Source organism: Rhodospirillales bacterium RIFCSPLOWO2_02_FULL_58_16, assembly GCA_001830425.1.
Taxonomy (GTDB): Bacteria; Pseudomonadota; Alphaproteobacteria; order Rhodospirillales; family 2-02-FULL-58-16; genus 2-02-FULL-58-16.
Map to the genome: position 1 here is coordinate 4298 of MIAA01000043.1, position 20473 is coordinate 24770.

The 20473-nt window shown below is 56.2% G+C and carries 20 protein-coding genes and 1 pseudogene (1 of these 21 only partly in view); 16 read left to right on the top strand and 5 right to left on the bottom strand.

Annotation, left to right across the window (positions count from 1 at the left end; genetic code table 11):
* From A3H92_05190 to A3H92_05240, 11 genes and pseudogenes are all read left to right on the top strand, one after another.
* Positions 1-367 (top strand): annotated as a pseudogene (locus A3H92_05190) (tRNA (adenosine(37)-N6)-threonylcarbamoyltransferase complex dimerization subunit type 1 TsaB) (it extends 323 nt beyond the left edge of the window).
* Complete coding sequence (locus A3H92_05195) at positions 364-867, top strand: hypothetical protein (GenBank protein OHC73757.1); 504 nt, start codon at positions 364-366, stop codon at positions 865-867. Before A3H92_05190 ends, A3H92_05195 begins: the two are co-directional and overlap by 4 nt.
* 297 nt (positions 868-1164) lie before the next feature.
* Positions 1165-1668, top strand: coding sequence for a hypothetical protein (locus A3H92_05200; GenBank protein ID OHC73758.1), 504 nt, complete (start codon positions 1165-1167; stop codon positions 1666-1668).
* Positions 1668-2483: a pyrroline-5-carboxylate reductase gene (locus tag A3H92_05205; GenBank protein ID OHC73759.1), complete on the top strand. Its 816-nt coding sequence runs from the start codon at positions 1668-1670 to the stop codon at positions 2481-2483. Before A3H92_05200 ends, A3H92_05205 begins: the two co-directional genes overlap by 1 nt.
* Before the next feature lie 15 nt (positions 2484-2498).
* Positions 2499-2744 (top strand): chromosome partitioning protein ParB, encoded by a 246-nt coding sequence (locus tag A3H92_05210; GenBank protein ID OHC73760.1) that lies wholly within the window; start codon positions 2499-2501, stop codon positions 2742-2744.
* 202 nt (positions 2745-2946) lie between these two features.
* Entirely contained in the window at positions 2947-3294 is a 348-nt protein-coding gene (locus A3H92_05215; protein ID OHC73761.1) for a hypothetical protein, read from the top strand.
* A gap of 67 nt (positions 3295-3361) precedes the next feature.
* Positions 3362-5449, top strand: coding sequence for a hypothetical protein (locus tag A3H92_05220; protein OHC73762.1), 2088 nt, complete (start codon positions 3362-3364; stop codon positions 5447-5449).
* An 83-nt stretch (positions 5450-5532) separates the two neighbouring features.
* Positions 5533-5958, top strand: coding sequence for a hypothetical protein (locus A3H92_05225; protein OHC73763.1), 426 nt, complete (start codon positions 5533-5535; stop codon positions 5956-5958).
* 258 nt (positions 5959-6216) lie between these two features.
* Positions 6217-7479 carry a DEAD/DEAH box helicase gene (locus A3H92_05230; protein OHC73764.1) on the top strand — a complete coding sequence of 421 codons (1263 nt, stop codon included), beginning with the start codon at positions 6217-6219 and terminating at the stop codon, positions 7477-7479.
* A gap of 238 nt (positions 7480-7717) precedes the next feature.
* A complete protein-coding gene (locus A3H92_05235; protein OHC73765.1) occupies positions 7718-9679 on the top strand; it encodes a hypothetical protein in 1962 nt (653 codons plus the stop codon).
* A 4-nt stretch (positions 9680-9683) separates the two neighbouring features.
* The gene (locus A3H92_05240) at positions 9684-10628 is read left to right on the top strand and encodes a cation transporter (protein OHC73817.1); all 945 of its coding nucleotides are present in this window, start codon (positions 9684-9686) and stop codon (positions 10626-10628) included.
* Here A3H92_05240 and A3H92_05245 read toward each other — a convergent pair.
* On the bottom strand, positions 10588-11457 hold the full coding sequence (locus tag A3H92_05245; GenBank protein ID OHC73816.1) for a 2-hydroxyhepta-2,4-diene-1,7-dioate isomerase: 870 nt from the start codon (positions 11455-11457) through the stop codon (positions 10588-10590). The genes A3H92_05240 and A3H92_05245 overlap by 41 nt on opposite strands.
* Positions 11458-11900: 443 nt before the next feature.
* Between A3H92_05245 and A3H92_05250 the strand changes: the two genes are divergently transcribed.
* Positions 11901-12356, top strand: a complete 456-nt coding sequence (locus A3H92_05250; protein ID OHC73766.1) for a MarR family transcriptional regulator — start codon at positions 11901-11903, stop codon at positions 12354-12356.
* A gap of 38 nt (positions 12357-12394) precedes the next feature.
* Complete coding sequence (locus tag A3H92_05255) at positions 12395-13501, top strand: hypothetical protein (GenBank protein OHC73767.1); 1107 nt, start codon at positions 12395-12397, stop codon at positions 13499-13501.
* A gap of 358 nt (positions 13502-13859) precedes the next feature.
* Here A3H92_05255 and A3H92_05260 read toward each other — a convergent pair whose 3' ends face one another.
* The gene (locus A3H92_05260) at positions 13860-14522 is read right to left on the bottom strand and encodes a hypothetical protein (protein ID OHC73768.1); all 663 of its coding nucleotides are present in this window, start codon (positions 14520-14522) and stop codon (positions 13860-13862) included.
* A gap of 112 nt (positions 14523-14634) precedes the next feature.
* On the opposite strand from A3H92_05260, the gene A3H92_05265 reads away from it, so the two are divergent.
* Positions 14635-15012 (top strand): hypothetical protein, encoded by a 378-nt coding sequence (locus A3H92_05265; protein ID OHC73769.1) that lies wholly within the window; start codon positions 14635-14637, stop codon positions 15010-15012.
* A gap of 6 nt (positions 15013-15018) precedes the next feature.
* Positions 15019-15252 (top strand): hypothetical protein, encoded by a 234-nt coding sequence (locus A3H92_05270; GenBank protein OHC73770.1) that lies wholly within the window; start codon positions 15019-15021, stop codon positions 15250-15252.
* Between the two features lie 217 nt (positions 15253-15469).
* Here A3H92_05270 and A3H92_05275 read toward each other — a convergent pair whose 3' ends face one another.
* The gene (locus A3H92_05275) at positions 15470-16582 is read right to left on the bottom strand and encodes an alanine dehydrogenase (GenBank protein OHC73771.1); all 1113 of its coding nucleotides are present in this window, start codon (positions 16580-16582) and stop codon (positions 15470-15472) included.
* Positions 16583-16652: 70 nt separating this feature from the next.
* On the opposite strand from A3H92_05275, the gene A3H92_05280 reads away from it, so the two are divergent.
* A complete protein-coding gene (locus A3H92_05280) occupies positions 16653-18320 on the top strand; it encodes a hypothetical protein (protein OHC73772.1) in 1668 nt (555 codons plus the stop codon).
* 21 nt (positions 18321-18341) lie between these two features.
* Here the strand turns inward: A3H92_05280 and A3H92_05285 are convergent, their stop codons facing one another.
* Positions 18342-18722: a hypothetical protein gene (locus tag A3H92_05285; protein OHC73773.1), complete on the bottom strand. Its 381-nt coding sequence runs from the start codon at positions 18720-18722 to the stop codon at positions 18342-18344.
* Positions 18723-18974: 252 nt separating this feature from the next.
* Entirely contained in the window at positions 18975-20414 is a 1440-nt protein-coding gene (locus A3H92_05290) for a hypothetical protein (protein ID OHC73774.1), read from the bottom strand.
* Positions 20415-20473 lie beyond the last annotated feature (59 nt).

A 20473-nucleotide genomic window follows, 5' to 3' on the forward strand; every position in this document is an offset into this window, starting at 1 on the left:
CGCCGGAAAAACTCTGTTAGTGGTTCTGGAATCAAAAAGAGACGATGTCTACGCTCAAGCCTTCGGCGCCGGGCTTGAACCCTTGGGAGAGCCGGAAGCCGTAAGCCCCGACGGTCTTGTCCGTATGGTTCCGGCAACTCCGCTGCTTATCGTCGGCGACGCCGCCGGGCGCAGCGCCTCGGCGCTGGCGCGGGCCGGCGTCAAGGCGATTCTCAGCAGCGCCCCCGGCCTTCCCGATGCCGCGACGGTGGCCATGATCGCCTCCATGCGGTGGCGTCTCGGCGATGAGTCGCCGTCGCCTGTGCCTCTTTACCTTAGGCTGCCCGACGCCGTCATCCCGAAGGACGGGGGCCGGATAAGACCGTGAGCGCCCACAACATTGTTTCCTGTTCGGCGCCCGAGGCGATTGCCGCTCTTCACGGCTACTGCTTTAATGACGCCTGGGACGCCCGGGCAATATCACAGATTCTCGCCATGCCGGGAGCTTTCGCCTTTGTCGGCGGCGGCGGCGCAGGGCCGCAGGGGTTTATACTTTGCCGCGCCGCCGGCGGAGAGTGCGAGGTGATAACTATCGGCGTAGCGGCAAAATGGCGAAGGCGCGGCCTGGCGGGAAGCCTTCTTGACGCCGCCCTGGCCGCCGCCGCGAAGATGGGCGCCGGACAAATCTTTCTGGAAGTGGCGGAAGATAACGAGCCGGCGCGGCGGTTCTATCAAACTAAGGGGTTCACCGAGGTCGGACGCCGCCGTAATTACTATAAAAGAAAGTCCGGAACGTTCGTTGACGCCCTCGTCCTCAGATATGAAATTATACCAGTGGCCGTAAAAAATGACTCTAAAAAATCCTCCCCCTTTTTAAGGGGGAGTTAGAGGGGGTATTGAGCAGCAACCTCCCCTGACCCCTCCTTCGTAAGGAGGGGAAAGTGCAAGGGCCGCCATGGGTCAGTGATTAGGGCCGATGGCATGACACGCTCTGCTTTCTCCCTTATCCACAAAAAATATCCTTATTGTTCAACTCCGTGCTTGCGTCGGGAGCTATCTTTTGGCACCCTACATCTTGTACGGGACAGGGGAGCATTACACAGCATATTGCACTACACGCAATAGCTTGTGGATTTTGATTTTAAATTCCCATTCGCCCTTGCCCCGGCATGAGGAGAAGCGGCAATGAAGTATTTAAGCGTTTCGCGTGACGTCGGCGCCGTCCATCCTCTTGATGTGGTCGAGAAGATCGTCGATGAAAATGACTGGACATCCGACCGCCAGGGCAATCGGGAGATTGTGGTTCAGGCGCCGGGCCGCTGGTGCAATTACAGTCTGTATTTTACCTGGAACGAGGACCTTGGCGCTGTTCACTTTACCTGCGCCTTCGATCTTCGCGCTCCGGCGGAACGCCGAGCCGCCATGCATGAACTGCTTGCCCTGATCAACGAGAAGGTGTGCCTCGGCCACTTCGGCTTGTGGGATGAAGAAGGCCTGCCTATGTACCGCCATGCGCTGCTTCTGCGCGGCGCCGGCGGCCCGAGTCGCGAGCAGATGGAGGATATGGTGGACGCCGCGATTATGGAGAGCGACAGATTCTATCCCGCTTTTCAACATGTGATCTGGGGCGGACGGACGGCCCACGAATCGGTCAGCGCGGCGATGGTAGACACCATCGGCGAGGCTTGATGACCGTGCGGCTGGTCTTGGCCGGCTGCGGGAAGATGGGCGGCGCTTTGCTTGGGGGCTGGCTTGAGCGCGGCATTAAAAATTCCGATATTATCGTTATTGACCCCAATGCCGAAGTCGCGGCGGGCTTGGGCAAGCGCTTCGGCGTCAAGGTCGGCGCCGCCGCAGACGCGATCAACGACGGCGTCAGGCCCGGCGTCGTTGTTTTCGCGGTCAAGCCCCAGGCGATGGACGGCGTAGTCCCGGCTTATGCGCGCTTCGCCGGCCATGGCTGCGTCTTTCTGTCCATCGCCGCCGGCAAGACCATCGCTTATTTCGAGGAAAAGCTCGGCAAGGGAGCGGCTGTCGTGCGCTGCATGCCCAACACGCCGGCGGCGGTGCGCCGGGGCATCACCGTCGCCTGTTCCAATCAACGGGTTACCGCCGATCAGCGGCTACAGTGTTCTGAACTCCTGGAGGCGGTCGGCGACGTGGCGTGGATTGACGACGAGGGATTGCTCGACGCAGTAACGGCGGTTTCGGGAAGCGGTCCGGCCTATGTCTTTTTGCTGACGGAATGCCTGGCCCGCGCCGGCGTTGAGGCGGGCTTGCCCGAAGGCCTTGCCGAGCGGCTGGCCAAGGCGACGGTATCCGGGGCCGGAGAACTCATGCGTCTGGCGTCGGATAAACCCGAGATATTGCGCTCCAACGTTACCAGTCCCGGCGGGACTACCGCCGAGGCTTTGGCGGTGTTGATGGCCGATAACGGTTTGCAGCGCTTGATGACCGATGCCGTAGGCGCCGCGACCGGACGCTCACGCGAACTGGCCGGATGACGCCGGGAGAATCGATTGAAGATACTGAATATCGCCATCGCCGACATCTATGTGCCGGTCAAGAGACGGAACACGTTGAACCCGGAAACGGTCAAGGAACTCGCCGAAAACATCATGGAAGTCGGACAGCAGAGGCCTATTCATATTCGTCAGGACGAGGAGCGTTATGTCCTGGTCGAGGGACTGCACCGGCTGGAGGCCTGCAAGGCGCTTGGCGAGCGGACGATTCAGGCTATCATGGTCGGCGCCCGCCGGCGCTGATATGGCGCTGCCTTGTGCCGGTCAGCGGTCGAGGATGGTCATGCTCAAGGTGATGGAGGCGATGATTGCGACTAAGGTTACCATAATGTGTCTCCGCAAGCCGGTATTCGTATTGTTGATTGTTGCGTCCATTCTATAATGCCGTTGTTTAAACGATGCTTAACGCGCCGTTCACGACGTGTTAAGCTTCCGGGCGGCAAGAATGGATGAGGCTGAAATGCATAAAAACTATGAATCCGGACGCTATCTTTTCCGGGAGCATGAGCACGGCGATCAGGCGTTTGTTATTGAAAGCGGTAACGTTGAGATCATCAAGGCCGCAGGAGACGAAGTCAAAGTCATCGCCACTATCGGCGCCGGCGCGATAATCGGTGAGATGGCGCTGATTACCGACAAGCCTCATACTGCCTCGGCGCGCGCCCTCGGGACAGTGTCCGCCTCCGTATTTTCGCGGAACGAATTTGAGAGAATGTTGGCGAAGACCGATCCCCTTATAAGGGGAGTGCTCAGAATATTGGCCGAAAGCGTGCGCGATCTAACCAAGTCCTGATGCTTGATCATATAGGGTCGATAATTATTAATACTGCCGCCATCTGAAAACCTGAGGAAGAGCCGTAATGGCAGAATCGCCGGAAACAGTCGGAAACGGTGGCGGGACGTCGTCCGAAGCGGCGCCTTCGGAGGGAGCAACCGCTCAAGCGGGCATTGTCCACGCGAAGCCGGTGATTCTTAAGGATCGTTACCTTATCGATCTTAACGCGCCGCTGCCCGGATTGGATACGCCGTCGGCTAATGCGTTCTCGGTTTCAGATCGAAAAAACATCGGTAAAAAAATGTTTGCGCTGGCCTGCACTCCGGGCCTGCCGATCAGATACAAAATCATTTCCTCTCTCATGTCGAATAGTCCGAGGGGGGTTATGCCTATTGTTGATTTTGCCGTCGCGCCTTGGCCGCCCCTGCGCCAGAGCACCATGATTGTGCTCTATGAGCAGCCGATGGGGGGGCGGCTTACCGATACCTTTACCAATAATGATCTTAAAATCAGCGAACATGACATTTCTCAACTAATTATCAGTCCCTTGGTCAGCGCCTTGGGAGATTTTGGGGTGCATAATATTTCCCACCGCTCTATTCGGCCCAAGAATATGTTTTTTATGGATGAGGACAGAACCGAGGTGGTGATGGGCGATTGCGTGACTGTGCCTCCCGGTTTTGATCAACCGATATTATTCGAGACTATCGAGAGGGGCATGGCTTCGCCGGGCGGCCGTGGCGAAGGGAGTATCGCCGACGATATTTACGCTCTTGGGGTCGCCATAGTGTTTTTCATCCTCAGAGGCAACCCGGTGGGGGGCATGAGCGATGAGGCTTTGTTAAGATCCAAAATCGAACAAGGCTCTTACGCTACCCTTTGCGGAAAAATGCGTATTCCGGTGAGCTTGATCGAGGCGCTGCGCGGCATGTTGAGCGATGATGCGAAAGAGCGCTGGGATGTAGAATTGCTGTCGCGCTGGCTTGACGGCCAGCGGCGGACCCCCATTCAGAAGAAGCCGGCTGCGAAGGTTGATAAACCGTTCATTTTTGAGGGAGTTTCGCATCAGTCCCCGCGAACTTTGGCTTATGCCTTCACCGGGAAGGTGGACGAAGCGGCAAAAGCGATCAGGGACCCGGAACTGATAAACTGGCTACGCCGCAGCGTACATTCCCCGGAATTGTCCGCAATGGTCGCCGAGGCCGCAGGCATGGCCCAGGTTTTCCAGGACAAACCGCAGGGCAGCGATGATTATATCGTCACCAAGGTCAGCCTTGTCTTCGACCCGGGCGGCCCCATCCGCTACAAGGGGTTCTTCTTCATGCCCGACGCTTACGGGACGGCAATGGCGGTGGAACTCCTGCTTCAGGGCAATGCGCAGGCCCCTGCGGAAGTATTAGTACATGATATTGCCGGCGTCTGGTTCGCCGAACAGAATAAATATGATGCCCAGGTAATCGCTATTGACGCCCGATTCCGTCAGATGAAAAAACTGATTCAGGATAACAACATGGGGTTCGGCATCGAGCGCGTTCTTTATGAACTTAATCCTGAACTGCCCTGCCAGAGTCCTCTCATCAAGGAAGACTATGTGATCTATATTGATGATCTTTTGCCCGCCCTTGACGCGGCGGCGAACCGCGTGGACGCCAAGGCGAAACCGATGGACCGACATATTGCCGCCTTTGTCATCACCCATTTTGATCAGGACATCTCTCCTCATTTGGCGGCGTTGTCTTCGCCGGATGAAGAGAAAAAACTGATAGGCATGCTCAGTCTGTTGGCGTTTTTGCAATGGCATTTGAAGATGGAATCTCTTTTCGGCCTTTCAAGCTGGCTGGGAGGACTTCTCGGGCCGGCCATCAACACCTATTCCAGCCGCTCCACGCGCCGTGAAATCGAGCGCGAGATACCAAAACTCGTCCGCAAAGGAAGCCTGCCGGAACTTTTCGACTCCATCGACAACGTCGAAAAACGCAAGGAGGACATGGAGAAATTCACCAAGGCCAAGGAAGAGTTTAAAGAGGCGGAAAATGAAATTCAGGAAATTGAAGGGAAAGGCGGGGAACTGGCGGCAAAATCCGAACTTACCGGTAAAAAGATCGCCGCCATGTGCTCCATTATGATTTCCATGATTGTGATCACTTTGTTACTTCTTTTCTCAGCCTGGTAGGATCATCGGAAAAGGTGATGGCAAAAAAGCAACCGTCAAAGCAGGCCGCTCCTCAGGGACAAGTTCAGAGGCAAGATCGTGGGATGAGGCTCATCGGGGGCATCATGGTCATCACGTTGTTGATGATCGTTGCGCTGCCGATGATGATGGTTCTCTTTTTCGGCATGCTGCCGACTCTGGTCGTTTACTTTATCGACAGATCGGAGGAGAAATATCATACATTCAGCGTCGGAGGCATGAACTTTGCCGGCGTTTTCCCGTATCTTCTTGACCTTTGGAAAGCAGGAGATCCCTTTAACGCCGCCCAGCAAATACTAACCAACGTCTTCTCGCTGACGGTGATGCTCGGCGCCGCCGGCTTCGGGTGGATAATGTTCCTTTCAGTCCCGCCGGTGATCGTCGCTTTTTTGACCGTGATCGCGCAGCGTCGCATTGTTCTGTTACGCAGCCAACAAGTAGAACTTATTAAAGAATGGGGCAAAAAAGTCGCGGGCGGCGATGAAGGATAATGCCTGACGGCGTAAAAGCTTGACTTATTCTAACCGATCCTCTATACGGCGGCAACGTAACACAGTAGATGTGCGTTTCATGAATAGCCGTAAACTGCGGCTGGGCGAGTTACTTCTCAGACATTGTGAGCGTTTGTGTATCCGGGCCGGCGCCTTTGGCGCGCCTGTGGATGCCGCATACGGGGTTCCGCTGTGGGACTCCGGTGCATTCTTGTGAAAGTGATGTTAAATATGACTAGTTTTTCGGGGCTTAATCTTATGGCTCCTCTTATGAAGGCTGTCGAGTCCGAAGGATATTCGACGCCGACGCCGATCCAATTAAAATCCATCCCCCACCTTCTCGGCGGACGCGACCTGATGGGACTGGCGCAGACAGGCACCGGCAAGACCGCCGCCTTTACCCTCCCTATGCTGCAACGCCTGACCGAAAGCGGCAATCCGTCTCAACGCAACTCTCCCCGGGCGCTGATCCTGGCGCCGACCCGCGAACTGGCCGGGCAGATTGCCGACAGCATCCGCACTTACGGCAAACACCTTAAATTGCGCAGCGGCGTGGCCTACGGCGGCGTTTCGATCCGCTCGCAGATCAATATGTTGTCCTCCGGCCTCGACGTTCTGGTAGCTACGCCGGGCCGTCTGCTGGACTTGATGAACCAGGGCCATTGCAGGCTCGGCCGCATCGAAATTTTCGTTCTTGACGAAGCCGACCGCATGCTCGACATGGGGTTTATTCCCGACGTGCGCCGGATTGCCGCCAAGCTGCCGGCGATCCGCCAGACGGCTTTGTTTTCGGCAACCATGCCCGAGACCGTTCTTAAGCTGGCGGCGGGCCTGCTTACCGATCCGATCCGCGTCGAGGCGGCTCCGGCGGCGACCACCGTCGAAAAAGTCGATCAGCGGGTGTTCTTTGTCCCCAAGGACAAGAAAAGCGATCTGTTGTCCAAGCTGTTGACCAACAGCGACATCAAGCGGGTGCTGATCTTTACGCGGACCAAGCACGGCGCCAACAAGGTCGCCCTGCATCTGGACCGTGAAGGCGTCAGCTCCGGCGCCATCCACGGCAACAAGTCGCAGGCGGCCCGCCAGAAGGTTCTCGGCGAGTTTAAATCCGGGCGCCTCCGCGCCCTGGTGGCGACCGATATCGCGGCGCGGGGCATCGACGTCAACGGCATAACCCATGTCATTAACTTCGATCTTCCTAATGAGCCGGAGAGCTATGTGCATCGTATCGGACGCACGGCGCGGGCCGGGGCTTCCGGCGTGGCGATCTCGTTCTGCGACTCGGAGGAAAGGGCGTTTTTGCGGGATATCGAGAAAACCATCCGCCGGTCGGTGCTGGTCGATGAAAATCATCCCTATCACGGCATGGCGCCGGCGCCGGCTAATGATCGCGGCGGCATGCCGGGCCGCAGCCGGTTCAAGAGCAACCGTCCGCCACGGCGCAGCGGCGGCAGGAGCGGCCAAAGCAGCCATGGCGGCCATAGCGGCCACGGCGGCCAAGCGAGAAGGCCGGCGGCTTAAATACCGCCGACCGCGCTGTTTCATTTTGCATGAATCCGGTCTAATATCATCGGCCATTGATATTGATCTATGGTAGCCCCTGCGCTTTCCCCTCCTTACCAAGGAGGGGAAGGGGAGGTTGTTCAATACCCCCTCCTGACCTCCCCCTTGAAGCAAGGGGGAGGATTTTTCAGAGCCATTTTTTACGGCCATTGGTATAAATTAGCGGATCAAGCGCTATGAATCGGGATATTTCATCGTGAGCCGAAAGCTTCGCCGTAACCGCGAAAAGTTGACCAAACGGCAGAACCTTCCCGGCGCAAACAAGGATATTGCTCCGTTTTTTCGGCAGGCGGCAGCCGCCTTTCAGGCCGGGCGTTTCCAGGAAGCTCTTGATATTTGCCGGCGAATTATAGCGGTCCATCCTCGGCATTCGGGGGCGCTGGGTCTTGGCGGAATAGCGGCGTTTCACTCCGGCGACGCCGCTCAGGCGGAAGAATATCTGCGGGCGGCGGTAAAAGCCGGCCCCGGCAACGCCGAGGCGCACAATGAACTCGGCGCCTTTTTAGCCGCGTCGGGCAGGATCGAGGATGCCGTCGCCTGCTTCCGTCGGGCCGTGGAGATTATGCCGGACCACGCCGACGCTCATTTTAATCTCGGCGCCCTATACCTGAAACAGGAAAACCTTGACGCCGCCGAGGCGGCCTGCCGGCGTGCCGTCACGATCAATCCCGACCACGCCGGCGCGCTTTTGACTATGGGCCGCGTATATAACAGGCAATGCAAATTCAGGGATGCTCTCGAATGTTTTGAGCGCTCTTTCAAAATAACCCGCGATCCCAAGCTTAAAATGATAATGACGACGTCACTTCCCCATCTCATGCCGCCGATGGAGGAATTAATAAAAATAAGAAATGATGTAAAAAATAAAATTTCAATAATGGCTAAAGAAAAAATTACCAATAAATATAATATTTATGACGTAAGCCCTGAGAATTACTTTCATATTGCCTATCACGGTTTCAATGATAAGGATTCATTGTCCGATATCGGTGATTTTTATATTAATTCATGCCCGGAATTGGCATGGGAATCCCCGCATTGTTTCGACCCGGTTGAGCGCAAAGGAAAGCTGCGTCTTGGGATTGTCTCGTCGTTTTTGTTCAAGCATACGATAGGCGTCCTGTTCAGGGGACTTATTGAAAAATTATCCCGCGACAAGTTTGAAGTTATGATCTTTCGTCCTCACGGCGACCGTGATGGATTGGCGGACCACATCGACCGCTCCGCCGATAAGGTTTTCTACATTCCGACGAAAGTTGACGCGGCGCGTGAATTGATCGCGGCGCAGAAACCGGACATATTGCTTTATCCCGATATCGGGATGACGGCGTGGTCGTATTCGTTGGCGTTCTCCCGTCTGGCGCCGGTCCAGGCGGTGACCATGGGGCATCCGATTACTACGGGCATCCCGAACGTCGATTATTTTCTTTCAATCCGCTCCATGGAGCCGGACAATGCCGAGGATCATTACCGGGAACGGCTGATCAAGCTCGAACATTTCCCTTCATATTTCTACCCCCCCGAAATTCCGGATGATGATCTGGGAAGGCGTCGCTTCGGGTTTGCCGATGACGCCGTTATTTATGTGTGTCCGCAGAATCTGACGAAGTTTCATCCGGAGTTCGATCATACTTTAGGTGAAATACTCCGCGCCGACCCGAAGGGGATATTGGTTCTTATTGACGGCGCTCATCGGGAATGGCGGGAATATCTCCTTGAGCGGTTCGCCTTGTCGTTTGCCGATCCTGATTTAATCGACCGCATAATTTTTCTTCCCAATATGCCCAACATTGATTTTTTACGCTTGTTGATCATTGCCGACGCGGTATTGGACACCAGTCATTTCTGCGGCGGCAAATCATCTCTGGAGACTTTCGCCATGGGCGTCCCCATCGTTACCTGGCCGGGAAAAACCATGCGGGGAAGGGTTACGTCGGGTTTTTACCGGGCTATGGGCTTTACCGACCTGATCGCCGAAAACGAACAGGATTATGTCCGGTCGGCGGTTCGCCTCGCCAATGACGGGGAGTTTCATAATCGGGCGAGGGAACAGATCAGGGAAAAAGCGGGCGTCCTGTTTGAAAACATGGAATCCGTAAGGGAACTGGAGCGCTTTTTTATTACGGCGGTTGAATCCGCCCGGCGCAGAAAGGCATGAGGCGATGCACATTCATCAACTGGACACATGGCGTCACGGGCATACTTTTATCGACCTGGAAGTTAATCAGGCCAACGAACGACGCACCCTCTATGTGGTGATGTTGACCGCCGTCATGATGGTGGCCGAGATCGTGGCCGGCTGGATGTTCAATTCCATGGCCCTGCTGGCTGACGGCTGGCACATGGCGACTCATGCCGGGGCGCTGGGGATCGCTGTCTTCGCCTATCGTTATGCGCGTCGTCATATGGCTGATCGCCGCTTCACCTTCGGCGTGGGCAAAGTCGAGATACTGGGCGGCTTCACCAGCGCGATGGTGCTTGGCATGGTCGCCCTGCTGATAGCCTGGGAGTCAGCCAACCGCCTGGTCAATCCCCTTTCCATTTCTTTCGATGAAGCGATGATCGTCGCGATGATCGGCCTGATGGTGAATCTGGTCAGTGCTCGACTCCTCCGTGGCGACCACGGACACGACCATTCCCCCCATCACGACGGGGGGCGTCAGGACCACAACCTGCGGGCCGCCTATCTACATGTGCTGGCGGATGCACTGACCTCAATGCTGGCTATCGTAGCGCTTTTGTGCGGCAAAATGTTCGGCTGGATTTGGCTGGATGCGGCCACGGGTATCGTCGGCGCCGTCGTGATCGGCAGGTGGGCGATTGTTCTTTTGCACGACACCGGTCGCATCCTCCTGGACAGCGCGGTCGACAACGAAAAAAGCCAAAAGCTTCGTCAGGCCATTGAGGATGATTCCGACAATCGGATAGTAGACCTCCACATCTGGCGGATCGGGCCGCAGCGCCTGGGGGCCATCATCTCGCTGGTCACCCACTATCCCAAACCGCCGGAGCATTATAAGGCGCTGCTCGGACACATGGGCGAACTGGCTCATGTGACTGTTGAGGTCAACGTATGTGATGATGATCCCTGTCTTCCCAGGCCCTGACCTCCTGGCGTTGTTCGCCCAGGCCCTCGACGCCGAGTCTGATAACATCGCCGGGCTTGAGGAAGGTGGGCGGATTCATCCCCAGGCCGACGCCGGACGGGGTGCCTGTGGTAATGACGTCGCCAGGCATCAGGGTCATGAATCGGCTGATATAGGAAACCAGAAAAGCGACGCCGAAAGTCATCTTCGCGGTGGTGGAGCGCTGGCGTTGCTCGCCGTTGACCGTGAGCCACAGGATCAGGTTTTGCGGGTCGGGGATTTCATCCTTGGTCACCAGCCATGGCCCCAGAGGGGCAAAGGCGTCGAAGCTCTTGCCCTTGATCCACTGGCCGCCCCGTTCCTTTTGCCAGGCCCGTTCGGATATATCGTTCATCACCGCGTAGCCGGCGATATGAGCAAGCGCTTGGGATTCCTCGATGTCTTGAGCGCGGGCGCCGATGACTGCCGCCAATTCCACCTCCCAGTCGCTTTTTTTTGAGTCCCTGGGCAGCGTCACCGCGTCGTTGGGGCCGCTGAGCGCCGTTATCGCTTTTGAGAACAGCATAGGCTCGGTCGGCGGCTTGGCGCCGGTTTCGTCGGCGTGCTCGGAGTAGTTAAGGCCGACGGCCAGTATCTTGCCGACTCCCGACACCGGCGCGCCGAGGCGCGGCGAACCCTCGACTAAAGGAAGGGCGTCGATATTCAGGGCGCTAAGAGAATCCAGGCGATTTTGCGCTAGAATCTCCGGCGTGATGTCGGACATGACGCCGGACAGGTCGCGGATGCGCCCGTTGTTATCGAGCAGCCCCGGCTTTTCCAGACCCTTCGGGCCGTACCTCAACAGCTTCAAATCCGCCTCCCCCAAAACCGGCAGCCCCTGCGCTTTCCCCTCCTCACCAAGGAGGGGAAGGTAAGGTTGCCGCAAACACCCCCTCTAACTCCCCCTTTAAAGCAAGGTGGAGGATTTGTCAGAGTCACTTTAAACCTCCGTATCTGTCGATAACAAATTGAAATTCTCTCAATTAGCGCTTATGAATTTCTAAATCAGGACACCGGGCGGCGGATGACGGCGATGAAATTTGAAACCAAGAAAAAGCTGATTATCGGAGCGTTGATTTTTAACACCATCTTGCTGTTGGTCATCGTGATTGCCCGTTTAAGCATTGACGCTTCTCCCCAACAACCGGAGACATCGACGGCAAGCCCCGGTCGATAGCCTTTTTCAGCGGTTGCCATCGCATACCGATTCCGTGCAAACTCAAACAGGGACGTTTCCTGGAAGGAGTTTCCGGCGTGAAGAAGGAATATCTTGAACTGACGCGGCTGATTGAGCGCCTGCACAGGCGATTCCTTGATGTCCTCAGGGTCGAACTCAACCGCATGTCGATCAAGGATATCAACGCGGTCCAGGCCCTGTTGCTGGCCAACATCAAGGACGAGCAGATCGCCATCCGCGATTTGGTCGAGCGCGGCTATTATCAGGGATCGAACGTCTCTTATAATATCAAGAAGTTGACAGATATGGGCTATCTGACCCAGGAACGGTCGGCCCATGACAAGCGTTCGGTGAGCATCCGGCTCACCGAAAAGGCGCTGGGGGTGGTCAAGAAAGTCCGCGAACTGGACGACGTAAGCTCCGAGGCGATGGTTAAAAGCGGAATTAGCGCCGCTGAAATCGATGCCTCCTGCGCCTCGTTAAGGCGCCTGGAACGCATATGGGCGGATTACATTCACTACGGCGGCGACTGACCCGATAACCTTACTTGACCGGTTGGTGATCTGAAATAATGACTGACAAAAGGGCGCATCTGGAGAGCCTTGCGCGGCTGGCCGTGGAGAATTCCGACGAGGGGCGCCAACAGCTTCTCCGTGAGGTCACCGATCTGTTCATGGAGGCGCCGCAATTTCTGAACGAAAAAGAGATATCCTATTTCGGCGAGATCATGGGTCGCATCGTCGTCGATGTGGAAACAAAGGTCCGGCAGCATCTGGCGGAGAGGATATCCACCGTCAGCAACGCGCCCGGAGATTTAATCCGTTCTCTCGCTAATGATAAAATCGAAGTCGCCCTCCCCGTTCTCGTCAACAGCGATGCGCTTAAAGACGACGAACTGATTCAGATCGTAAAAAAACAAAGTCAGGAACACCTGAAGGCGATTTCCATGCGGACATCGGTAAATGAAAAGGTCACTGACGCGCTGGTGGTCAGGGGAAACGACTCTGTGCTTGAGACCTTGGCCGGCAACGACGGCGCCCGTTTCTCCCGTGACGGCATAGAGACCATCGTTGAAAGGGCTAAAAGCAACGATTCCCTTAACAAGACCCTCGTTGCGCGAAATGACACGCCGGATGATATGGCCAAGGAGATATTCTGGCGGGTGTCATGGGCCATGCGCGAACAAATTCTCAACGCCGGCGGCAATATGGATAAAGCGGAAGTCGATGCGCTGATGAAGGAAACGGAACAATGGTTTATCGCCCAGGGGAGTGATAAAAATCCTGATCCGGCCGAGAGCTTCATTATCCGCAAGGAGAAGCTGAACCAGTTGGATAACGGTTTTCTGCTTCAATTGCTGCGCCAGGATAAAGTGCCGGAATTTGTCGCCGGCCTGGGGCGACTCGCTAAAATCGATATCGGCACCGCACGTCAAACAGCGTTTGATCCGACAGGCGAGAAACTGGCGATCGTTTGTAAAGCCGTTGAGATGAATTACGATATGTTCGGCGAAACTCTCATTCTTACTAATTTCGACGGTGCGCGAAGCAACGAGGACAATGAGGCTTTGCTGCGTATTTATGATGGCTTGCCGCTGCATGTGGCGCAACGGGCCATGCGGTTTCTCCGAACCCGCAAAAGTATGCAAAAGCAGATAGCGGCCAAGCCTGCGCCTTAGGCGTTCCCGTTGTGCCGATCCTGAAAATGGAATGGCTTCGGGGAGGATAATCTAATAAACCAATATATAAAATCATTTCTTTTGACTAGCTTTCTCCGATGATTTATTGCATACATTCGCTTCCACCTTAATTTTTGTTTGGAGTTTCAAAAAATGAAGAAAGGTTTTATTGCCGCGTCCTTGCTCGCTTTCGTCCTCAGCTTCGGCGTTGCCCCGGTAATGGCCGCAGAAGGCGAAAAGGCTGATTGTTCCAAGATCGAAGACGCAGCGAAGAAGGCTGAGTGCGAAAAGGGTGCAAAGAAGTAAGTAAAATCGACCAGATTTTGCTGAATAACAGGCCGGGATCTTCCCGGCCTGTTTATTTTTGCAGAACAGGCAGCTCCTCTTGGGATTTTGCAATCGAGTCGGCGGTCAGAACTATAAAGCCGTCTCCGGCCAAGGCCTGCGCCGCCTGACGTTCGCCGTCGTCGCCGCCGTGGCCGGTCAGTACATGAAGTCCTCCCGCTAGTCCGGCGTTGCGGCCGGCGCCCAGGTCGCCGGCCCGGTCGCCGACGATCCACGAGCGCGAAAGGTCCAGTTCAAGCATTGTCGCCGCCCTCAGCAACATTCCCGGATTAGGCTTGCGCGCCGGATGGTCGGGATGATTGTAGGGAGGATTGCCCATGGAATGGTGGGGGCAGGCGAAGACGCCGTCGATGAAGGCGCCCAAGGCGGCGAGGTCGGCGAGAAGTTTGTCCTGAACGGCGGCAAATGCCTCCCAGTCGAAATAGCCCCGTGCGATGCCGGCCTGATTGGTGATGATAACCACGGGGACGGCAAGCCTGTTGGCGGCGGCGATGGTCTCGGCGGCGCCGGGGATCAGGCGGGCGTCCCCGGCGGCGCGAAGATAGTTGACCTCTTCCAGCACCACGCCGTCCCGGTCAAGGAACAAGGCCGGCTTGTTGCCGTTTCCGGGGGGGAGGCGAAGAACCTGGTTCCAGACTCCTTCATCGTCGATAGCGGCGCTTTTGGGGATCGTCATAGGATCATTTGTCTCATTTGACTTACAGAGCTTAACTTACAGGGCTTAACTTGCGCCGCCGAGGTTATGTCTATTATGATCTTCACGGCGGCTATAGTCATGGGGGGATTTTATGAATCGCATTTTGGTTTTTCTGTCGCTGTTTTCTCTTTTATGGGGTTCGTCAACGTTCGCTTCGGCCGCCGGGGTCGAGAAACTGAACGAAGAGAAATGGCGCAACGGGCAGATGATCTATGAATTATACTGCGCCGTTTGCCACGGCTATGAGGGCGTTCCCTTCAATCCCAGGTCTCCCAGTTTTGCCGACGGCGAAAGAATGGGTAAAAAAGACGAGGATTTGTATATCGCCATTATTAACGGCATCGGCGAAGACGACGCCGTGGGACAGGCCATGCCGGCCTGGGGGGAAATTATAAATGAGAAGGAACGCGCCGACGTTCTGTATTACATCAGAAAGATCATTTCCAAGGGCAAGATTAAAAAGGAATAAAACCTGATGAGTTCCCGACAATCCGCCGAGGCGTTGAACGATAAGCCTATGCCTGAAGACGAGGCCCCGAAAAGGGGCGTCAAGACCAAGATATTCGGCGTCTGTCTCCTGCTGCTGGGAATGATGAACGTCATGCTGGCCTGGCGCGGCAGTTTCGAGGTCCCCGGTCTTCAGATCGGCATCCTTGTCGCCGGCGCTTTCCTTTATATCGTCGGCGTGATCCGCAGCGGCGAGTCTTGAATCAAGAAATCAACATGACGAAGTCTCATCGGCTTAAAAAACAGGTTTTATTAACCACAGAGGCTCAGAGACACAGAGAAGATTAAGTGAAGTTTTCTTCCTGCTTTTTCTTTTTTTCTATCCTCCTCTGCGCCTCTGTGCCTCTGTGGTCAAAACACTCCTTCGAAGGGGAGAATTTTTCTTTCCCTGCACAAGTCATTTTTTACGGTCGATAGAATCATAGCGCTTCTTCAGGCGGAAGGTAGTCATAGTTCAGGCTTTCGGCCACCGCCCGGTAGGTGACGCGGCCCTTGTGGACATTGAGGCCGGCCAGCAGGCAGGGGTCTTCCCGCATCGCCTGTCGATAGCCTTTATCGGCCAGGGCGGCAATGAAGGGCAAGGTGGCGTTGTTCAAGGCGAAGGTCGAGGTGCGGGCGACGGCGCCCGGCATGTTGGTTACGCAGTAGTGAACCACGCCTTCCTCAATATAGGTGGGACTGGAATGGCTCGTCGGGCGAGATGTCTCAAAGCAGCCGCCCTGGTCGATGGAGACGTCAACGATCACCGATCCCGGACGCATCCGCGCCGTCATCTCGCGGCTGACCAGTTTGGGCGCGACGGCGCCGGGCGCCAGGACGGCGCCGATTGCCAGATCGGCGGCCGCTACCTGCCGCTCGATGGCGTCCACCGTCGCATAGAGGGTGCTGATCCGCGAGCCGAATTGCAGGTCCAGCGCCTGTAGGCGCTCCAATGATTTATCCAGCACGGTGACGCGGGCCTCCATGCCCATGGCCATGCGCGCCGCGTTGGTTCCGACTACGCCGCCGCCGATGATCACCACCCTGGCCGCCTCGACGCCGGGGACGCCGCCGAGCAAAACGCCGGAGCCGCCGCGTTCTTTCTCAAGGCAATTAGCCCCGGCCTGGATGGACATGCGGCCCGCCACTTCGCTCATCGGCGCCAGCAAGGGCAGATGTCCCCTGCCGTCGGTCACCGTTTCATAGGCGATGGCGATGACGCCGGAATCCGCCAGCGCCCGCGTCTGCCGGGCGTCGGGGGCCAGATGAAGATAGGCGAACAACACCTGCCCGCTGCGCAGCATGGGATATTCAACGGCCTGGGGTTCCTTGACCTTGACGATCATGTCGGCCTGTTCAAAAACCGGGGCGGCGGCCTCGGCGATGGAGGCGCCGGCGGCCCGATAGGCGCCGTCATCAATGCCGATGCCGAGGCCGGCCCCGCTCTCGACTACGACCTTATGGCCATGATGGATCAGTTCACGCACGCTGGGCGGCGTCATGCCGACGCGGTGCTCGTTATCCTTGATTTCCTTGGGTACGCCGATCAGCATCAAAAATTCTCCGCATTTCAATAATAGCGTAGTCTTGAGTATACTATCACTGATCGGGGGTGTCCGCATAATGGGCGGTGAGCAGAAATCAGCGACAGACGCTCTGCGGGAAGAGGTCGAGCGCCAGAAGAAGGCGCTTGAACAAAACCCCGGCAACATAGGACTGTATGTAAGCACCGGCGATATGCTGCGCAAGCTGGGCGATACACAGGACGCCAAGCGCCATTACGAAGCGGCGACCCTGAACGATCCGGCTTGTGTGGATGCCTGGATCAAGCTTGGTCATGTCCTGTTGCGGGAGTGCAACTTCACCGGCGCGCTGGCCAATTACGCCATGGCCCAGGCTTATCAGCCGCGTGACATGATGCGGCTGTGGATGGCGCTGACGATGCCGCCTGTATTTTTCTCCCAGGGGCAGATCAACGCCTTTCGCCGCCGGGTGGAGCGCGGCCTTGATGTCATGTCACAGGCCGGGCTGGTCATTGACGATCCGTCTGATCTTGCCGCCATGTTGTTCTACATGGCTTATCACGGCCTGCCCGACCGCAAGTTTCACGATAAATTGGCCGACCTCCATTTGAAGGCCTGCCCAAGCCTCGGCTTTGTCGCCCCCCATATCGACAATCCCCGGCCCCGCAAAGACGAGCCGAGAATCAAGGTCGGGTTCATCTCGCGCTTTTTCTTTGAACATTCCATAGGCCGGCTGATGCAGGGCGTCATTGCAAAACTGGATCGCCGACGATTCCATGTAACCCTTGTCGTCATTCCCCATGTGGAGGACGAGATGACCAACGCCATCGCCGCCGGCGCTGACAAGACAATACGCGCCCCCCTGAATCTGGATGTTGCGCGCCGGGCCATAGCCCGGGAGATGCTTGATGTCATCGTCTATCCCGAGATCGGCATGGACAGCTTCTCATATTGTCTGGCTTTCGCCAGACTGGCGCCCGTCCAATGCGTGACCTGGGGTCATCCGGTAAGCCCCGGCATTCCCAATCTGGATTACTTTGTTTCCTCGGAAGCTCTCGAAACGGAGGGCGGTGAAAAGCACTATCGCGAAACCCTTTTCCGGCTAAAAGCCCTGCCCACTTATTACTACAAGCCGAAGGTTTCCGAGCGACCCAAGAGCCGCGCTGATTTCGGTCTTGCCGAGGATATTAATTACTATTTATTCGCCCAGTACCTGTTCAGGATGCACCCCGGTTTTGACGGCGTCATGGCGGATATTCTGCGCCGTGACCCTAAGGGTAATATTTTATTGGTGCGGCATCCGGAAAAGAGTTGGAGCAATCTTCTGACGGCCCGTTTCAAGGAAAGCATCCCCGACGTGGTTGAGCGCATCAAATTCGCGCCGTTTATGGAGCATGGGGATTTTCTGGCGTTAATGGCCTGCGTCGATGTTTGTCTTGACCCGCCGACATTCAGCGGCGGCAATACGACAATCGAGGCGCTGACGGTCGGCACCCCGGTGGTCACCATGCCGGGCGAGATGATGCGGACGCGAGTTTGCGCGGCCATTTGCCGACAAATCGGACTGACCGACTGCATCGTCAAGACGCCGTCCGAGTATGTGGATATTGCTGTGCGCCTGGGCGTCGATAAGGCGTTTCAAAAGAAAACACGCGAATACATTCTCAAGCATAACCATGCTTTGTTCGAGAACGACGAGGCGGTCAGGGAATGGGAACGATTCTTCCTTACCGCATGCGAGGCCAAGGACATCCGCCCACCGGATTAAATGACCGGCAGGCGCTCTGTTTCAACAACAGCTCTTCTTCCCGGCTTTGCCTTTGCCGCCGCCCTTGTTCGCCCCCTCCAGTAAACCCTCTGATATCTGCAGGTTGATGTTAATCAATGTGTCGAGAGTTTCGGATGAAATATCGACCCCGTGGTTCATTGTGGTTTCCGCCACGAATTTACTGAGCTTTGTCAGGTTATCCCTGGTCTCGACCGTCATCTTGTTGTCCTTGCGGGAAACCAGCATGCGAATGGCGACCCAAAGCTCCATATTCTTTTCCAACGCCGAAGCGAGCAATGACGGATCATTTCGGAACTGATCAAGAATAACCGCAGATTGCGACAAGCTGAACGCTTCCTGTTCGGGGGTTTCCATATCACCTTTATCGACTTTAGTTGTCATTGTTCAAATTCCTTTCCGCTATGACCGTGGCGTTGGATTATGCCGACTAACCTCTAGTGTAACCATTGTAAAAAGCAATCTCTTTAATCGTCCTATAACATAAAATTTTTTAACTTCCCAGCCGATTCCAATCAATCTTCACATTAACGGCGACCCCTGGCATAACCTCCCCCAACCCCTCCTTGTTAAGGAGGGGAGAAAAGTTCCTCCCCTTACGAAGGGGAGGTTAGGAGGGGTTAAATTGCGGGAAATCTAGGCGCAGCGGAGGACGCGCTCGGGGGGGAAGTAGAGGGTTGCCCTGGTGCCGACTCCGATAACGCTTTTCAGCTCCAGGGAACCGTTGTGCAGTTTGGCCAGTCCCATGACCAGCGGGATGCCCAGGCCGGCGCCCTTGTGCCGGCGATTCAAGTCGTTGTCGATCTGGCCGAACGGGGTCAATACCCTGGCCATCTGGTCCTCGGCAATGCCGATGCCGGAATCGGAAACGGTAAGCGTTAATCCGCCGTCAACGGCAACGGCGGCGCCGACCGTGATCCTGCCGTTCTCGGGAGTGAACTTGATGGCGTTGGACAGCAGGTTCAAAAGCATCTGCTTGACCATGCGTCCGTCGGCGAGCAGATGGGGAAGAGTCTCGGCAACCTCGGTGTAGATGACTTTTTGTTCGACCGACGCTTCTCCCCTGACCACTTCCAGAGAGGTGGCGATGATTTCGTGGAGGTCTAAATGCTCCGGGTGGATATCCAGCTTTCCCGCCTCGATCTTGGAGAGGTCCAGAACATCGTTGATCAGGCTCAGCAGGTGCCGGCCGCTGGCATTGATATCCTTCGCGTACTCCTCGTAATGAGACTCGCCGAGGGGGCCGAATACCTGCTCCTCCATCATTTGGGCAAAGCCCAGTATGGCGTTAAGCGGGGTGCGCAGTTCGTGGCTCATATGGGCCAGGAAGTTGGATTTTGCCTGATTGGCGCGCACGGCGTTGTCCATCATTCCGATAAAGACGTCCTCGGCTTTCTTGCGCGCGGTGATATCGGTATTGACTGCGCCGACGCCGACCACAGCATGATCGTGGCCGAAAACGGGAAACGTAATCACGTTGACGGTGATTGAGCCGTTACCCGGAACATCCATATTGGTTTCGTATTCCCTGGCCCGACCGGATTTGATCACTTCGCGATCCTGGGAGGCGCGAAAGTCGGCTTGTCCCTTCGGGAAAAAGTCATGGACCGTGCGGCCCTTGACGCCGCCCTCTATGCCGCACCAGGTTTCATAACGGCGGTTGGCGAAAAGAAAACGTCCGTCGATATCTTTCAGATAAATGCCGGCGGGCGAGGCGTCCATTACCGCCGAGAACCACTTTTCGCTTTTAAGCAGCGCCGTTTCGGCACGATTATGCCCGGTATTTATTCGCATCAGCACCCATGTCGGGACGATCAAGGCGACGGCGGTGAAGCAGGATATTAAAGCGACGTAGCGCCAGTGTTCGCGGGCAGGTTCATCGGCATTGCCGATGCCCAGGAAAGTCAGAACCAAGCCCTCCCCCGCGAATTCCCACATCAGTGAAAGCAGAAAGACCGTGAGCAGAACGCCGCAGGATAAAAATAAAATATGCCTGTTTTTCAGTTCGGCCCTCACGACTTTCTCCTCTGCGCCAAGCAGCGCGCCCATGCCTGGAGTCTTCAAATCGTTGCTCATGACGCGCCTCGTTCCGTAGCCGGCCGCTCTCTAGAGGACTTTTTTCCTGGGGGGGGGGG

What these genes read in the sequence shown, in the direction of transcription:
- A3H92_05200 (OHC73758.1), top strand. Translation starts at nt 1,165, where the DNA reads ATGAAGTATTTAAGCGTTTCGCGTGACGTCGGCGCCGTCCATCCTCTT.
- A3H92_05205 (OHC73759.1), top strand. Translation starts at nt 1,668, where the DNA reads ATGACCGTGCGGCTGGTCTTGGCCGGCTGCGGGAAGATGGGCGGCGCT.
- A3H92_05215 (OHC73761.1), top strand. Translation starts at nt 2,947, where the DNA reads ATGGATGAGGCTGAAATGCATAAAAACTATGAATCCGGACGCTATCTT.
- A3H92_05220 (OHC73762.1), top strand. Translation starts at nt 3,362, where the DNA reads ATGGCAGAATCGCCGGAAACAGTCGGAAACGGTGGCGGGACGTCGTCC.
- A3H92_05225 (OHC73763.1), top strand. Translation starts at nt 5,533, where the DNA reads ATGAGGCTCATCGGGGGCATCATGGTCATCACGTTGTTGATGATCGTT.
- A3H92_05230 (OHC73764.1), top strand. Translation starts at nt 6,217, where the DNA reads ATGGCTCCTCTTATGAAGGCTGTCGAGTCCGAAGGATATTCGACGCCG.
- A3H92_05240 (OHC73817.1), top strand. Translation starts at nt 9,684, where the DNA reads ATGCACATTCATCAACTGGACACATGGCGTCACGGGCATACTTTTATC.
- A3H92_05255 (OHC73767.1), top strand. Translation starts at nt 12,395, where the DNA reads ATGACTGACAAAAGGGCGCATCTGGAGAGCCTTGCGCGGCTGGCCGTG.
- A3H92_05260 (OHC73768.1), bottom strand. Translation starts at nt 14,522, where the DNA reads ATGACGATCCCCAAAAGCGCCGCTATCGACGATGAAGGAGTCTGGAAC.
- A3H92_05265 (OHC73769.1), top strand. Translation starts at nt 14,635, where the DNA reads ATGAATCGCATTTTGGTTTTTCTGTCGCTGTTTTCTCTTTTATGGGGT.
- A3H92_05270 (OHC73770.1), top strand. Translation starts at nt 15,019, where the DNA reads ATGAGTTCCCGACAATCCGCCGAGGCGTTGAACGATAAGCCTATGCCT.
- A3H92_05275 (OHC73771.1), bottom strand. Translation starts at nt 16,582, where the DNA reads ATGCTGATCGGCGTACCCAAGGAAATCAAGGATAACGAGCACCGCGTC.
- A3H92_05280 (OHC73772.1), top strand. Translation starts at nt 16,653, where the DNA reads ATGGGCGGTGAGCAGAAATCAGCGACAGACGCTCTGCGGGAAGAGGTC.
- A3H92_05285 (OHC73773.1), bottom strand. Translation starts at nt 18,722, where the DNA reads ATGACAACTAAAGTCGATAAAGGTGATATGGAAACCCCCGAACAGGAA.
- A3H92_05290 (OHC73774.1), bottom strand. Translation starts at nt 20,414, where the DNA reads ATGAGCAACGATTTGAAGACTCCAGGCATGGGCGCGCTGCTTGGCGCA.